At 56.9% G+C, this 15,107-nt stretch carries 12 protein-coding genes and 1 tRNA gene; 8 read left to right on the top strand and 5 right to left on the bottom strand.

The window, feature by feature from the left end; translation table 11 throughout:
• The first annotated feature begins 162 nt into the window (after positions 1-162).
• From AC2FIZ_RS07045 to AC2FIZ_RS07010, 8 genes are all read left to right on the top strand, one after another.
• Positions 163-1,038, top strand: a complete 876-nt coding sequence (locus AC2FIZ_RS07045; RefSeq protein WP_496790807.1) for a glucosamine kinase nucleotide-binding domain-containing protein — start codon at positions 163-165, stop codon at positions 1,036-1,038.
• Complete coding sequence (locus AC2FIZ_RS07040; protein WP_496689637.1) at positions 1,025-1,774, top strand: GntR family transcriptional regulator; 750 nt, start codon at positions 1,025-1,027, stop codon at positions 1,772-1,774. Before AC2FIZ_RS07045 ends, AC2FIZ_RS07040 begins: the two co-directional genes overlap by 14 nt.
• 19 nt (positions 1,775-1,793) lie before the next feature.
• Positions 1,794-2,822: an SIS domain-containing protein gene (locus tag AC2FIZ_RS07035; RefSeq protein WP_271949347.1), complete on the top strand. Its 1,029-nt coding sequence runs from the start codon at positions 1,794-1,796 to the stop codon at positions 2,820-2,822.
• Positions 2,819-3,955 (top strand): N-acetylglucosamine-6-phosphate deacetylase, encoded by a 1,137-nt coding sequence (gene nagA, locus AC2FIZ_RS07030; protein WP_281994951.1) that lies wholly within the window; start codon positions 2,819-2,821, stop codon positions 3,953-3,955. Before AC2FIZ_RS07035 ends, nagA begins: the two co-directional genes overlap by 4 nt.
• Positions 3,956-4,093: 138 nt before the next feature.
• Positions 4,094-4,168: transfer RNA gene (locus tag AC2FIZ_RS07025), tRNA-Gly, on the top strand.
• Between the two features lie 127 nt (positions 4,169-4,295).
• Positions 4,296-6,116: an ABC transporter transmembrane domain-containing protein gene (locus AC2FIZ_RS07020; protein WP_271949350.1), complete on the top strand. Its 1,821-nt coding sequence runs from the start codon at positions 4,296-4,298 to the stop codon at positions 6,114-6,116.
• 151 nt (positions 6,117-6,267) lie between these two features.
• The gene (locus AC2FIZ_RS07015) at positions 6,268-8,157 is read left to right on the top strand and encodes an acyl-CoA synthetase (protein ID WP_281994950.1); all 1,890 of its coding nucleotides are present in this window, start codon (positions 6,268-6,270) and stop codon (positions 8,155-8,157) included.
• A 13-nt stretch (positions 8,158-8,170) separates the two neighbouring features.
• Complete coding sequence (locus AC2FIZ_RS07010) at positions 8,171-9,094, top strand: alpha/beta hydrolase (protein ID WP_282027562.1); 924 nt, start codon at positions 8,171-8,173, stop codon at positions 9,092-9,094.
• A gap of 4 nt (positions 9,095-9,098) precedes the next feature.
• On the opposite strand, the gene AC2FIZ_RS07005 is transcribed toward AC2FIZ_RS07010, so the two are convergent.
• The 5 genes from AC2FIZ_RS07005 to AC2FIZ_RS06985 all read right to left on the bottom strand — a co-directional run bounded on the left by AC2FIZ_RS07005 (position 9,099) and on the right by AC2FIZ_RS06985 (position 15,083).
• On the bottom strand, positions 9,099-9,935 hold the full coding sequence (locus tag AC2FIZ_RS07005; RefSeq protein WP_496790806.1) for an alkaline phosphatase family protein: 837 nt from the start codon (positions 9,933-9,935) through the stop codon (positions 9,099-9,101).
• Positions 9,936-10,078: 143 nt separating this feature from the next.
• Positions 10,079-11,716, bottom strand: a complete 1,638-nt coding sequence (locus AC2FIZ_RS07000; protein ID WP_142636696.1) for an ABC transporter ATP-binding protein — start codon at positions 11,714-11,716, stop codon at positions 10,079-10,081.
• Positions 11,713-12,528, bottom strand: coding sequence for an ABC transporter permease (locus tag AC2FIZ_RS06995; RefSeq protein ID WP_142636698.1), 816 nt, complete (start codon positions 12,526-12,528; stop codon positions 11,713-11,715). Before AC2FIZ_RS06995 ends, AC2FIZ_RS07000 begins: the two co-directional genes overlap by 4 nt.
• Positions 12,528-13,484: an ABC transporter permease gene (locus AC2FIZ_RS06990; protein WP_142636701.1), complete on the bottom strand. Its 957-nt coding sequence runs from the start codon at positions 13,482-13,484 to the stop codon at positions 12,528-12,530. The genes AC2FIZ_RS06995 and AC2FIZ_RS06990 overlap by 1 nt, the downstream gene beginning before the upstream one ends.
• Before the next feature lie 15 nt (positions 13,485-13,499).
• Positions 13,500-15,083 (bottom strand): ABC transporter substrate-binding protein, encoded by a 1,584-nt coding sequence (locus AC2FIZ_RS06985; protein ID WP_142636703.1) that lies wholly within the window; start codon positions 15,081-15,083, stop codon positions 13,500-13,502.
• Positions 15,084-15,107: the final 24 nt, after the last annotated feature.

Raw genomic sequence — 15,107 nt, 5'->3', positions numbered from 1 at the left:
CTCCCAGGTTTCCCGATTACAATACCTATTTAATACCACCTGTCCAACATTTTCTTTTCAGTGAAGGTTTTGTGCTGTTCTTATAGGAAAAACTGCAATATTTGCGAGCATCGCCAAAATCTAGGCTTTTCTAAATCAAATAGGTATTGTATTGGTATTGTCATGATTGAGTCCCTGCATAATGCTGTATTGGCCGTTGATGGCGGTGGAACGCGCTGTCGTGTGGCCTGTGAGGTTGCTGGAATCGCTCACAGCGTTGAAGTTGGCGCTGCAAACGTCTCGACTGATTTTCAGGCTGGCGTTTCACAGATAAAGCTGGGGTTGGACCAGCTGTCTGGCAAGCTTGGCATCGGGGTTGAGGGCTTGTTGGCAAGTCCTGCCTATGTTGGTTTAGCTGGGATCACGGATCAGGCGATCTCAACTCGTTTGAGGGATGCGCTTGGTCTAAAGCACGCCCGGATAGAGGATGATCGTCCCGCTGCCTTGCGCGGGGCACTGGGTGCGCAGGACGGGCTGATTGCCCATTGTGGTACAGGCTCATTTCTGGCCAGACAAACTGGTAGAGACATGCGCTTTGCCGGTGGCTGGGGCTCGGTCTTGGGGGATGAAGCCTCGGCCCAGTGGGTTGGAAGGATGGCATTGTCCTTGGCATTGCGTGCGTCTGATGGAACGCAGACCCGTTCGGACCTTTTGACCACTTTGCTGTCCGAACATGACGGACCTGCCGGGATCGTTCGTTTTGCAGGGGCTGCAGACCCTGCGCAGTTTGGAGCGATTGCACCAAAAGTGACCATGGCTGCCCAAGATGACGACGTGGTTGCGCAACAAATCATGCGGGCAGGTGCTGCCTATCTGGCGGATACCGCCACGCATTTGGGGTGGAGCCCGGGAGCCGCGCTGTGTCTGACGGGCGGTATTGGTGGTCAATACGCGTCGTATCTGCCCGAAAACATGCAATCCGACCTGCGCGCGCCGTTAGGAGAACCGCTCGACGGGGCGCTCGCCTTGGCAAAGGAGGTCGAACATGAGCATTGCTGATTTTCTGCGTTCGGATTCCTGGCTGACCGCTGATAATGGGCCGCGATATGTCCAACTACGGCGAAGGCTGCAGGAGGGCATTGATACGGGTGTTCTGCCCCCCAAATCGTCGCTTCCGTCCGAGAGAGAACTTGTCGAGATCACGGACCTTTCGCGCGTCACCGTGAGAAAGGCGATTCAAGAGCTTGTCCAAGAGGGCGTGATCGAACAGCGCCAGGGCTCGGGCTCGTTCATCCGCGAGCGCATCCCACGGGTCGAACAATCGCTGACACATCTGACTTCGTTCACCGAAGACATGTCCAGCCGTGGAATGAAAACCGCGTCGAAATGGCTGGAGCGGGGGGTCTTTGCGCCGACCCAAGAAGAGATTGCCGCCTTGAGCTTGTCCGAGGGTGAGCAAATCTCTCGTATCTACCGATTGCGCGAAGCCGATGGCCGTCCATTGGCGCTGGAAAAAGCGGCGTTACCTTTGGATATCCTGCCGAACCCGATCGAGGTGACCACCTCTCTGTACGAGGTCTTGAATCGGCTGGGCCGCCGTCCTGTTCGGGCGGTTCAGAAGATCTCGGCCCTGAATTTGGCCGCGCGTGAGGCTGAACTTCTTGATGTTCCCGAGGGAGCCGCCGGGCTGAATATTGAACGTGTTTCTTTTCTCAGAAACGGACGCGTCGCCGAACTGACACGCTCGCTTTATCGCGGCGATGCGTATGATTTTGTCGCTGAATTGCGGTTGTAACCTGAAAGGACGGAACTAGATGTCCGTAGAACTCTCGAAGATGCGTCAGGAAATTCTGGAAATTCCTGATGCCGTAGACCGATTGCTAAGCAATGGGGCTGACAATATCCGCCACGCTGCCCAGTTGGCGCGCGACGCAGACCCGCGTTTTCTGGTCTCGGTGGCGCGAGGATCTTCGGATCACGCCTGCACCTATCTGAAATATGCATGCGAACTATTGCTGAACCTTCCTGTTGCCTCGGTCGGGCCCTCGGTCAACTCGATCTATGGTGCCGAGCTTCGGGCGCAGGGTGCGTTGAGCATATCGGTGTCGCAATCTGGTCAAAGCCCGGACATCGTTGGCATGACGCGCGCGCTGAAACGATCTGGTGCCGTGACGGTCGCCATTACGAACAATACGGAATCCCACCTGGCAGATGCCACGGACGCCGTCCTGCCTCTTCATGCGGGACCGGAATTGAGTGTGGCAGCAACCAAGACCTTTGTGACGTCTCTGGTGGCGGGGCTGTGGTTGCTGGCGGAAATCGCGGATGAGGCAGAGCTGAAGCAGGCCATATGGTCACTGCCCGGGTATCTTGGGAAGGCTGCCCAATGCGACTGGACCCCGGCCGCCAATGCGATTTCCGGCCGGTCCCTGTTTACCTTGGGTCGCGGTCCATCGCTGGCGATCTCGAATGAAGCGGCGCTGAAAATCAAAGAGACCTGCCAGATCCACGCCGAGAGCTATTCGACTGCAGAAGTTCTGCACGGGCCGGTCTCAATCGTTGAAGAAGGGTTTCCAACCATTGTGTTCGCTGCCAGTGATGCCGCTGAACAAACAACGGCAGAAGCGGCTGATGCGTTGGCGGCAAAAGGGGCTACCGTTTTTGCCACAACATCGGCGGTGAAACGGGCGCAGCCTCTGCCGGTCGTCAGAACGGACCATTGGCTGACCGATCCCATCAGCGCCATCACATCGTTCTACAGCATGGTTGAATCGGTCGCCTGCAATCGCGGAATTGACCCTGATGCCCCGCGTCACCTTAAGAAAGTTACGGAAACTGTATGACCTCTGAGACGGTTGTATTCAGAAACGGCGCCTATTTCGACGGCACACACCTGCTGGAGGGGCAGGCGGTTGTGTTTCGCCAAGGTAATTTGTCCGAGATCACCCCGGCAGACGGAACCAAAATCGCCGGGCAGCAGGTCGATCTGAACGGTGATATTCTCTGCCCCGGATTTGTGGACCTACAGGTCAATGGCGGCGGAAGTGTCATGTTCAACGATGACCCTTCTGTCGAGACTATCCAGCGCATTTCTCAAGCGCATAGAAAGCTTGGCGTCGCATCCTTTTTGCCCACCCTGATTACCGACACTGCGGCCAAGACCCAGCAGGCAATAGAGGCCGCGATCAAGGCTGTGGATGTCGGTGTTCTCGGTGTCGCTGGACTGCATCTGGAGGGACCGCATCTTTCGTTGGCGCGAAAAGGGGCGCATGACGCCGCGCTGATCCGCCCGATGGATGAAGAGGATCTGACCACCCTGATAGCCGCGGCCAGCCGATTGCCTTGCCTTAAAGTAACCCTGGCGCCAGAAGCTGTGTCTGAGCGACAGGTTACCTCTTTGGCTGAGGCCGGAATTCTGGTGTCTCTGGGTCATAGCGATGCGGATTTTGCGACCTGTCAACGTTATGCTGCGGCGGGCGCCCGCTGTGTCACACATCTGTTCAACGCCATGAGCCAGCTTGGAAACCGCGAGCCTGGTCTTGTGGGGGCGGCGCTGGCTAATGCGGGTTTGTCTGCGGGTCTGATTGCCGACAGTATACACGTACACCCTGAGGTCATGCGGGCGGCATGGGCGGCAAAGACCGGCCCGGCCCGGATATTTCTGGTCAGCGATGCCATGGCTGTTGCCGGAACAGAGGATGCCGAATTCAACCTTGAAGGGCGCCGTATTACCAGAACGGATGGCCGCCTGACGCTTGAAAATGGAACGCTGGCAGGGGCTGACCTGGATCTGACGACGGCTGTTCGCATCCTTGTCAAAAATGTCGGTGTCCCGCTGAAGGATGCGCTGAGCGCCGCAACGACCTATCCTGCGAAGTTGATTGGCTTGGCCGAATCTTCCAGTAAGAATCTGGCATCCATGATCCGTATTTCGGCGGATCTTGAAACTTGCGAATGGGCGAATGCCGCGCGTTGAATAAGCCGCGCGCTGCCGAAACGACCCCGGGATTACCGATGCGCCGGGGTCCGTCCCCGGGTGTCATATGATTTTGAATTTCGCGTGCGAACTGTGCTTGACGACACCTTGGGCATGGCATAAACCAGCCACCGCTGAGCGGGCGTCGTATACTGGCTATTACCTCAGCCTTCCAAGCTGATGAAGCGGGTTCGATTCCCGCCGCCCGCTCCAAATCAGCCCCAAAAGTCTGCGTCAAATAGCCTTTCGTTTGGGCCATTCGGCTGCACCGCTTGACCCGGCGGGTTGTAGACGCCAAGAAGCGGGATACCGGAATTCGAACACGATGTAAGGGCCTGACATGGCAAAACCCGTCTCAGCCAGTCCAGCAGCAAAACCCGCACCCGGTGCGGCTGAGGAACGGGCCAGGTCCAGGAAGATCGGTGTTCTGGCTTCGCTCTGGCCATTCATGAAGCCTTATCGATTGCAAATGATTGGGGCCTCTTTGGCCTTGGTTCTGACCGCCAGCATGACGCTGACATTGCCTTTGGCTGTCCGCCGTGTGGTCGACAACTTTCGGATCGAAGACGGAGAGCTACTGGATTGGTACTTTCTGGCGGCGCTGGGCATCGCCGCGATTCTGGCCGTCGGAACAGGTATCCGCTACGCGCTTGTTACGCGCCTGGGCGAACGCGTTGTCGCCGATATCCGCAAAGCCGTTTTTGATCGCGTCATCGGGATGAGCCCCGAATTCTATGAACGTATCATGACGGGTGAGGTGCTGAGCCGGATCACGACCGACACCACGCTGATTCAATCCGTGCTGGGCTCGTCAGTCTCGATCGCTCTACGCAATATGTTGATGTTTCTGGGCGGGCTTGTGCTGATGCTGCTGACCTCGGCCAAGCTGACCGGGATGGTCTTGCTGCTGATTCCGCTGGTTGTAGTTCCGATACTGGTATTGGGGCGGCGCCTGCGGGTTATTAGCCGGGAAAACCAAGACTGGATCGCAGCCTCATCGGGCAACGCCGGTGAAGCGCTGAGCGCAGTTCAAACCGTTCAGGCCTTTACCCATGAGCAGGCCAGCCGAAATCAGTTCGGTGAGATGACCGAAACGTCCTATACTGTCTCGCTGCGCCGAATTCAGACCCGGGCCGTGCTGACCGTCATCGTTATATTCCTGGTGTTTTCCGGAATCGTGGGCGTGTTGTGGATGGGGGCGAATGATGTCCGCAACGGTGTCATGACCGAGGGCGTTCTGATCCAGTTCGTGATCTATTCGATCATCATGGCCGGTTCGGTTGCGGCCCTGTCCGAAATCTGGAGCGAATTGCAGCGTGCGGCCGGTGCGACCGAGCGGTTGGTCGAGCTGTTGAATGCTCAGGACACCGTGAACGATCCCGGCCAGGCGCAAGCTTTCCCCGCGCCCGTGCGCGGCGAGATTCGGTTCGACGATGTGACTTTCCGCTACCCGGCGCGTCCGGATGTCGTGGCGTTGAATGAACTGTCGCTGACAGTCAACCCCGGGGAAACCGTCGCATTTGTCGGCCCCTCGGGGGCCGGAAAAACAACCGTGATCCAGATGATTCAGCGATTCTATGATCCTGACTCGGGACGCGTTTGTTTGGATGGTATTGACCTGCGAGATTTGGATCGTTCCAATTTCCGCCGTCATATGGCACTTGTGCCTCAGGATCCCACGATATTCGCAGCATCGGCGCGCGAAAATATCCGATTTGGGCGGCTCGATGCGACGGATGCCGAGGTTGAAGACGCAGCCCGCGCAGCTGCGGCCCACGAATTCATCTCGACGCTGCCCGAAGGCTATGACAGCTTTGTAGGAGAGCGAGGCGTCATGCTGTCCGGGGGACAAAAACAGCGGATCGCCATCGCCCGCGCCATTTTGCGCGATGCTCCGATCCTGTTGTTGGATGAGGCGACATCGGCATTGGACGCTGAAAGCGAGCGCGCTGTGCAAGGGGCTGTCGACAGGTTGCGTGCAGGGCGGACGACGCTGATTGTTGCGCACAGATTGGCAACCGTGAAAAAAGCCGACCGCATCATCGTCCTGGAGAACGGGCAGATCGTTGCGCAGGGAACGCATGACGATCTGGTATCGCAGGATGGGCTGTACGCGCGTTTGGCACGGTTGCAATTTACCGATGGTGTTGCAGCAGAGTAACCTGATGGCGAGATATTTTGTTTTGCGCCCCAGCGTCATTCTACATTCTGGGTTGTTCTGCCGTTAAGCCCTTACTTGCACATGAGCGGGTTTTACTTTCATCCTAGATGAGAGCCTGCGCGTGACGCAGTAAAAGTACAGGGAGGAACTAATGGCATTCGCGGGATTAGACGATAAGGCAAGAATAGAAAATGAAATGCCGTGGGAGGATCGAGACGTACCGGTAACCTTTCATCAGTTACTTTCTCGAACGGCGGGCAAGTTCCCCGACCACAAGGCCATTAGCTTTCAGCTGTTTTCCGGCCCAACCGATAAGGCCGAGACACTGACGTGGTCTGATCTGCTGGGTAAGGTCAATCAGGCCGCCAATCTTTTCAGATCTCTGGGTATCGGTGAAAACGATGTGGTGGCCTATGTGCTGCCCAACTGCAACGAAACTCTGGTGACCCTCATGGGAGGGGCCGTCGCAGGGATCGTGAACCCGATCAACCCGTTGTTGGAGCCCGAGCAAATCGCAGCAATTTTGCGCGAGACGAAAGCCAAGGTTGTTGTGACGCTAAAGTCATTTCCCAAAGCCGATGTTGCACAGAAGGTGGAAGAGGCCGTACGCCACGCGCCCGGTGTGAACACAATTCTGGAAATCGACCTGAATCGCTATCTGACGCCTCCGAAATCGTGGATCGTGCCCCTTGTGCGTCCCAAAATGGGCGACAAGGCTAAATTGGCTCATGCGGACTATTTGAATTTCAGCAAAGAGCTGGCGAAACAGCCCGAGACACTGACATTCGAAGACAGTAAATCAGACCGTGTTGCGTGCTATTTCCATACTGGTGGTACAACCGGCATGCCCAAGGTTGCACAACACAAATATTCCGGCCTGATCTATAATGGCTGGTGTGGTGGCACCTTGTTGTTCGACGAAAACGATGTGGTCATGTGCCCACTGCCCATGTTCCACGTCTTTGCTGTGCATGTGATCGTCATGGCTGCAGTGAGTTCGGGTGCGCATGTGGTCTTCCCGACGCCTCAAGGATATCGCGGGGATGGCGTTTTCGACAATTTCTGGAAACTGATCGAGCGTTGGAAAGTCAGCTTTATCATCACGGTTCCGACAGCGATCTCTGCCAAAATGCAGCGCCCTGTCGACGCCGATATCTCGTCAGTGAAAACGGCCTTCTCGGGCTCGGCTCCTTTGCCGGTTGAACTGTTCCGTCGCTTTGAAGAGGCCACCGGCGTCACTATAGTCGAAGGCTATGGCCTGACCGAAGCCACCTGCCTAGTGTCGTGCAACCCGGTGGATGGCGAAAAGAAGATCGGTTCGATTGGCGTTCCGTTCCCTTATACGGATGTGAAAATCCTTCAGGATGGGCCCGACGGTCCGACCGAATGTGGCACTGATCAGATTGGTGAGATCTGTATCTCGAACCCCGGCGTATTTGCGGGCAACACGTATACAGAGGTCGAAAAGAACGTGGGCCTGTTCCACTATGACAAATATCTGCGCACCGGTGATTTGGGCCGGTTTGACGATGATGGCTATTTGTGGATCACCGGTCGTGCCAAGGATTTGATCATTCGCGGCGGGCACAATATCGACCCGGCCGAGATCGAAGAGGCGCTGTTGGGGCATGAGGCCGTGGCATTTGCCGGTGCGATCGGTCAACCAGACGCCCATGCGGGCGAAGTGCCCTGTGCCTTTGTCGAATTGGTCTCTGGGGCCAGTGTGACAGAGCAGGAGCTGATGGAATACTGCAGAGTTCACGTTCACGAGCGTGCCGCGCAACCTAAGCACATGACTATTCTGGACGAACTGCCCAAAACGGCAGTGGGCAAAGTCTTTAAGCCCGAGCTACGTAAGCAGGCGATCACACGCATCTACAATGGTGCGCTTGAAGACGCAGGCGTTGCTGCGCGTGTGGTTTCGGTTCTGGATGATAAAAAGCGCGGACTTGTCGCGCAGCTTGACGCCAACGGTTCCTCGGACGACGATGTCAGCAAAGTGCTGGGATCGTTCACCCGGCCATGGGAGTGGGCTGCCTGATCGCGGAGGGGCTATGGACTATGAACGTCTGATTGATGAAGAAACCTGGGCGTTCATAAGACGAACGGCTGAAAGCTATCCTGATGACGCGGTCGAATTGTCGATCGAAGATCAGCGCGGCGTCTATGACGTAATGTGCAAGGATTTTCGCCAGCCTCGCCCAATGGGTGTTGAAACAGAAGACAGGCGCGCCGCTGGCGTGCCTGTTCGCATTTACACCGCAGGCAATCCAAGCCGGACGGTGATCTATTTCCACGGAGGCGGGTTTGTCGTCGGCGGACTGGACAGTCACGACGATGTCTGTGCCGAACTTTGTGCACAAACTGGGTATCGGGTGATTGCCGTGGATTACCGCCTGAGCCCCGAACATATTCATCCTGCCCAGTTTCACGATAGTTGGGCGGCAACCAACTGGGCGGTGCAAGAGTTCCAGGACCCTTTCGTTCTGGCGGGCGACAGCGCTGGTGGAAATCTGGCCGCCGCAGTTTCACAGCACGGACGGACGCAGTTTGACAATCTTCTTGGTCAGGTCCTCATCTATCCAGGCTTGGGCGGAGATTCGTCCCGTGGTTCCTATAAGGAACATGCCCATGCGCCTTTGCTGACGCTGGAGGATGTAAGTTTTTACGAGAAGGTGCGCTGTGGTGGAGATGTGCCGGAAAACGACCCGACATTCGCTCCATTGCATGACACGGATTTCTCGGGGCTGCCCCCAACCGTGGTGGTAACTGCAGATTGTGATCCCTTACGTGATGATGGTGCGATCTATTGCGAGCAGATCAGGGCTGCAGGTGGGCAGGCTCATTGCATCAATGAACCCGGCCTTGTGCACGGCTATCTGCGGGCGCGCACCATGGTCAAACGTGCGGCGGACAGCTTCGAGAGGATCTCGGTGGCGATAGAGGCGTTGGGCCAGCAGATCTGGCCCTACGACTGATCCCCTACTTCAAGAAGGGCTGACCGTTCATGGTTTCGGCAATCGGGGCACCCAAACGGTCCAGAATCGTGGGCGCCAGCTGTAGCTGGTCGATCACAGCATTCGCATCGGGGCCTTCGGCGTCACCGAAGTAATACAGCGCGGTTTCCTGCTGCAATGCGCCACGCCCACCGTGATGGCCACGATCGTCCTGGCCGTGATCTGCGGTGACGATGACGTCGTAACCCAACTGCCGCCAGCGCGGGATAAACGGGGCCAGCATTTCGTCCATCACGAAACAGGCATGGTCCATCTCTTCACATTCATGAAAGAACCTATGACCCATGCTGTCCAAAGTGCTGGTATGCAGCAATCCATAGTCCAAGCCATGGCGTAGGCAGAGATTGGTCAGCGTTGCGAACAGATCGACGTCACAGGGCGTCATCTGGTTGGCTTTGCCATAGCCTGTCATCGTGTGGAACCGACCATGATTGATCGTTTTGCTGTTGGGCTCGTCATATTCAACATCGCGGACATAGTCGAATGGATGGCGATTAAAGAATTGCGACCAGAAGCTGTGGGCCACAGCCCCAGTCACGCCGCCGGCTTCGCGCACTTGGCTGAAGATGTCCTTCTGACTCAGGCGGAACACGTTGCCATTGCCGGTACAGCCATGCTCCTGCGGTGTTACACCGGTATGGATCGAGGCATAGCAGCTTGCCGAGATTGACGGTAGCACAGCGCGCTTCTTCCAAACGCGCGCCTCGCCGGTGTCGACCCAGCCTTCCAGATTGCCGAACAAACGACGGAAATTGCGCCATGGAACACCGTCCAGAATGATGAGGAGAAGTTTGCGGTCCATGCTCTGACCCTTTTTCAGATTGCTTCAGCCGACCCTAAAAGATTCGGTGCGGTCTGGCTGCCTGATCCCGCCCCGAATGGCAAAATCCCGACACCTTGATCGAATGGCGCCGGGATTTCATAAACTTACGGGAAGGGCCGGGGTCAGTTCCCGGCGCTTTCCATTTTGCGGTGGGCGACGACCTCTTCCAGCCAGCCCAGATGCATTTCGGGGACAGAGCTGAGCAGTAGGTCGGTATAGTCATCAAACGGTGGGCTCAGCACCTGCGATTTGGGGCCGTAGCGGACGACTCGGCCCTGATACATCACCGCAATACTGTCGCTGATAGCGCGCACCGTTGCCAGATCGTGGGTGATGAACAGATAGGCCACATCCTCGATCTTTTGCAGGTCCAGCAGCAGTTTGAGGATACCATCCGCCACCAGAGGATCGAGCGCCGATGTCACCTCGTCACAGATGATCATCTTGGGCTTGGCCGCCAGTGAGCGTGCAATACAGACACGCTGTTTCTGGCCGCCAGACAGTTCCGCCGGGTAGCGATCCATGTACTTTTCGCCCAGTTCGATCTCATCCAACAGTTCGACGATCCGCTTGCGTTTTTCGGCACCGCGCATGTTGAAGTAGAACTCCAGCGGGCGCCCGATGATCGTGCCGACGGTCTGACGCGGGTTCATCGCCACGTCTGCCATCTGATAGATCATCTGCAACTCACGCAGGTCTTCACGGCTGCGGCCCTTCAGGTCGCCACTTAGCTTGCGTCCGGCGAAATTGATCTCGCCATCGCGCGGCGGAAGCAGCCCGGTGATCACCCGTGCCAGCGTGGACTTGCCAGAACCGGATTCGCCCACAACTGCCAGCGTCTGCCCCGGATGAAGCTCGACATTGACGTTGTGCAGGACGTCGAAATTTAGCCCCTTATAGCGCGCAGTGATCCCGTCTACTGTCAGCACTGGTTCGGATGTCGGCTTCTTTTCTTCATGTTCGATGGAGCGGACCGAGACCAGCGCCTTGGTATACTCTTCCTGCGGGTTGTTGATGATCTGATCGGTATTGCCGTACTCGACCGTGTTACCCATGCGCAGAACCATGATGTCGTCGCTGACTTGCGCAACGACTGCCAGATCGTGGGTGATATAGAGCGCGGCAACGCCGGTATCACGAATGGCTTCCTTAATGGCCATCAGAACATCGATCTGGGTGGTTACATCCAGCGCAGTTGTCGGTTCGTCGAACACCACCAGATCAGGCTCAGGACAAAGCGCCAGCGCTGTCATACACCGCTGTAGCTGACCGCCCGAAACTTGGTGCGGATAGCGATCACCAATATTGTCCGGATCGGGAAGCCCCAGCTTGGCGAACAGTTCCCGCGCGCGGGCCTCGGCCTCTTTACGCGAGAACTTCTTGTGCTCCACCGCGGCTTCGATCACCTGATCCATGATCTTCTTGGCTGGGTTGAACGATGCTGCGGCGGATTGCGAAACATATGCTACTTCGCCTCCGCGCAGATTACGGATATCGCTATGCGGGGTTTTCAGGATATCGCGCCCGTTAACCCAAACTTCTCCGCCGGTGAGTTCAACACCACCACGGCCATAGGCCATTGAGGCCAGACCAATGGTGGATTTACCGGCCCCGGATTCACCGATCAAACCCAGCACCTTGCCGCGTTCAAGGTCAAAGCTGACCCCGTGCACGATTTCGATATCATGGGGTTTTTCTCCCGGCGGGTAAACGGTCGCGCCGATTTTGAGGTCGCGGACCTTGAGAAGGGTATCACTCATCCCCGGCCTCCTTTCAGCGATGTGGTACGGTTCAGGACCCAGTCAGCAACAAGGTTGACCGAGATGGCGAGGGTCGCGATGGCAACAGCCGGATATAGCGCCGCGCCGATGCCATAGACGATACCGTCTTTGTTTTCCTTCACGATTCCACCCCAATCCGCCAGCGGCGGTTGGACGCCCAGACCCAGGAACGAGAGGGTCGAGATAAACAGAACCATAAAGATGAACCGCAATCCGAACTCGGCCACCAGAGGCGACAGAGCATTGGGCAGGATTTCCCGGAAGATGATCCAGATACGACCCTCACCGCGCAGCTTGGCAGCCTCAACATAGTCCATCACATTGATATCCACAGCGACTGATCGCGACAGGCGATAGGGGCGTGTGGCATCCAGCAGGCCCATCACCAGGATCAGGATCGGGACAGTCACCGGGACAATCGCCAGAATGACCAGCGCCAGGATCAGTGTCGGGATCGACATGACCAGGTCAACCGCTCGGCTGAGGACCTGATCGGCCCAGCCACCAAGAACAGCGGCCAGCAAGCCCAGCGTGGTGCCGGTGGCAAAGCTGAGGATTGTGGCAGCAGCAGCGATAAAGATGGTCGTGCGCCCGCCATAGATCATGCGAGTTAGCAGATCGCGCCCGATATTGTCCGTACCCAACAGGTGTTTGGCACTGGACGGTTCCCAGACATCACCGACCACCTCAGCCATGCCGTAAGGAGCGATCAGGGGTGCCGCGAGCGCCACGAAAAAGTACAGCCCGGTGAAAAACAGACCGATCATGGCCGAAATAGGAAGATTCTTCATCATTTCGGGTGCCTCAGTCTTGGATTGGCAAGGATGGACACGATATCGGCAACCATGTTCAGCCCGATATAGACCGCAGCGAAGACAACGCCGCAGGCCAGAACCACAGGCACGTCACGCTTGGTCACCGAGTCCACAAGATATTGCCCCATGCCAGGGTAAACGAACACCACTTCGACCACGACGACGCCCACGACCAGATAGGCCAGGTTCAGCATAACAACGTTGACAATGGGCGAAATCGCGTTGGGGAAGGCATGTCGCGCGATGACCTGAAAACTGGACAAACCTTTCAGCTCAGCCGTTTCGATATAGGCCGACTGCATCAGGTTTAGGATTGCGGCGCGGGTCATCCGCATCATCTGTGCCAATACCACCAGCGTCAGCACAAAGGCCGGCAAGGCGATTGCATAGAGCTTTTCGCCGAAGGACATCGAATCGTTGATCATCGCAAGCGAGGAAAACCAGCCCAGTTTTACGGAAACGAAATAGATAATCACGTAGCCGATCAGGAATTCGGGGATCGAAACCGTGGTCAAGGTCACAGCCGAGATCAATTTGTCCGGCATACGGTTGCGATAGCGGACGGCCAACAAGCCAAGGAAGATAGCGAGTGGTACGGAGACGACGGCGGCGGCACAAGCCAGGAACAGCGTGTTGCCCAGGCGCTTGCCGATGCTTTCAGCGATATCCAGTTTGTTGGTCATCGATTGGCCCAGATCGCCTTGAACGATCCCGCCCAGCCATTCGGCGTATCGGGTCAGGGCAGGGCGGTTCAGCCCCATTTCCTCACGTAAGTTAGCAAGAGCCTCAGGAGTTGCGGACTGTCCCAGGACGGCTTGCGCGGCGTCTCCGGGCAGGGCTTCGGTCAGGCCAAAAATCAGGGCCGAAGCGCCAAACAGCAATAGGAGTCCCAGCGCAAGGCGCTGGGAAACCAATTTGATGATAGGATGCATGATCCGTGGTCCTTATCAGGAGAACCACATCTTGCGGGACATGTTGCCGTTCATCATCTCTTGGGTCGGGTCGCTTTCCCAACCTTCCAGCTGATTGCTGACACCTTCGACGAAATCATTGAACATCGGGCAGATTACGCCGCCTTCGTCGCGGACCATCATGCCCATCTGTTTGTAGATGTCCTTGCGCTTGTCATTGTCCAGCTCGGCGCGGGCTGCAAACAGCATCTCGTCAAAGGCCGGAACCTTGAACCGCGTGTCGTTCCAGTCTGCGGTCGACAGATACGCGGTCGAATACATCTGGTCCTGCACCGGACGGCCACCCCAGTACGAGGCGCAGAACGGCTGTACGTTCCAAACCTCGGACCAGTAACCATCGTTGGGTTCACGCTTGATTTCCAGCGGGATACCAGCCTGAGCCGCGGTCTGCTGGAACAGGGCGGCCGCGTCCACTGCACCAGGGAAGGCGCCATCAGCGACCTGCAGAATGATTGGCGAGCCGTCATGACCCGACTTCTTGTAATGCTCAGCTGCTTTTTCGATGCTGAATTCACGCTGCGGGATCGAACCGTCAAACAGCGGGTAGGCCGCGTTGATCGGCATGTCATTCCCAATCGAGCCATAGCCACGCAGAACTTTGTCGACCAGATCCTGACGGTTAATCGCGTGTTTCAGGGCCAAACGCAGTTCATTGTTATCAAACGGTGCCGTGTCGCAATGCATGATAAACACATAGTGGCCACGGCCTGCGGTTGAATGCACAGTCAGGTTCGGTGCGCGACCCAGCAGATCAGCAATCTTGGGCTCAACCCGGTTGATCGCGTGGACCTGACCGGATTGCAGCGCGGCGGTCCGGGCGGTTGCGTCATTGATAACAACCACTTCGACGCTGTCGAAATTGCCGTAATCGCTCCAGTGGTTGGCGAATTTCTTGAACACGTGGCGCACGCCGGGTTCGTTGACTTCCACTTGGTAAGGGCCGGTGCCAACCCCTGCGCCCGGATCTTCCATGCCGCCATCCGGCTGGATGATCAGATGATAGTCCGCCATCAGATAGGGCAGGTCGGCATTTGGTTCATTCAGCGTAACCTGGAAATTGTCGCCATCAGCCTTCATCGATTCGATGCCGCGCATGATGCCCAGAGCACCGGACTGGGAATCCTCGTTCGAGTGACGCTCCATGGTTTTCAGCACGTCTTCGCTGGTCATGGTCTTGCCGTTGTGGAATTCCACGCCCTGACGCAGTTTGAAGGTCCAGACCCTGGCATCCGCGCTGCCTTCGACGCTTTCTGCAAGGCGCGGTTCGATCGATCCATCGGGCGCAACCTCGACCAGTTGGTCGCCGAACTGCTTGCCGTTCTGGAACGGAACCGAGCTGGCATAGGTGGCCGGGTCAAGCGAGTTGGTGGATTCCCCGCCCTGCAGGCCAAATTTCAGATCACCGCCCTTTTTCGGGCCAGCCGCGCGTGCAGCATCGGCAAACATTGTGCTGGCCATCGCAGCAGACACACCAAGTGCTGCAGCTTTCCCCATAAATTCGCGGCGGGTCAGCTTGCCAGCTGTAACCTGCTTGGCCATGTGAGTGATTTGTTCGTTCATTCAGATATCTCCCAGTGATTTATC

The organism is Ruegeria sp. CDSB022, from assembly GCF_059611145.1.
The sequence above is the reverse complement of the archived record's forward strand: the minus strand, read 5'-3'. Positions and strand labels throughout refer to the sequence as shown.

Bases quoted from the DNA above. Each gene is read 5' to 3' on its own strand.
- AC2FIZ_RS07040 (WP_496689637.1), top strand. From the start codon at position 1,025: ATGAGCATTGCTGATTTTCTGCGTTCGGATTCCTGGCTGACCGCTGAT.
- AC2FIZ_RS07015 (WP_281994950.1), top strand. From the start codon at position 6,268: ATGGCATTCGCGGGATTAGACGATAAGGCAAGAATAGAAAATGAAATG.
- AC2FIZ_RS07045 (WP_496790807.1), top strand. From the start codon at position 163: ATGATTGAGTCCCTGCATAATGCTGTATTGGCCGTTGATGGCGGTGGA.
- AC2FIZ_RS07000 (WP_142636696.1), bottom strand. From the start codon at position 11,716: ATGAGTGATACCCTTCTCAAGGTCCGCGACCTCAAAATCGGCGCGACC.
- AC2FIZ_RS06990 (WP_142636701.1), bottom strand. From the start codon at position 13,484: ATGCATCCTATCATCAAATTGGTTTCCCAGCGCCTTGCGCTGGGACTC.
- AC2FIZ_RS07035 (WP_271949347.1), top strand. From the start codon at position 1,794: ATGTCCGTAGAACTCTCGAAGATGCGTCAGGAAATTCTGGAAATTCCT.
- AC2FIZ_RS07020 (WP_271949350.1), top strand. From the start codon at position 4,296: ATGGCAAAACCCGTCTCAGCCAGTCCAGCAGCAAAACCCGCACCCGGT.
- AC2FIZ_RS07005 (WP_496790806.1), bottom strand. From the start codon at position 9,935: ATGGACCGCAAACTTCTCCTCATCATTCTGGACGGTGTTCCATGGCGC.
- AC2FIZ_RS06995 (WP_142636698.1), bottom strand. From the start codon at position 12,528: ATGAAGAATCTTCCTATTTCGGCCATGATCGGTCTGTTTTTCACCGGG.
- AC2FIZ_RS06985 (WP_142636703.1), bottom strand. From the start codon at position 15,083: ATGAACGAACAAATCACTCACATGGCCAAGCAGGTTACAGCTGGCAAG.
- AC2FIZ_RS07010 (WP_282027562.1), top strand. From the start codon at position 8,171: ATGGACTATGAACGTCTGATTGATGAAGAAACCTGGGCGTTCATAAGA.
- nagA (WP_281994951.1), top strand. From the start codon at position 2,819: ATGACCTCTGAGACGGTTGTATTCAGAAACGGCGCCTATTTCGACGGC.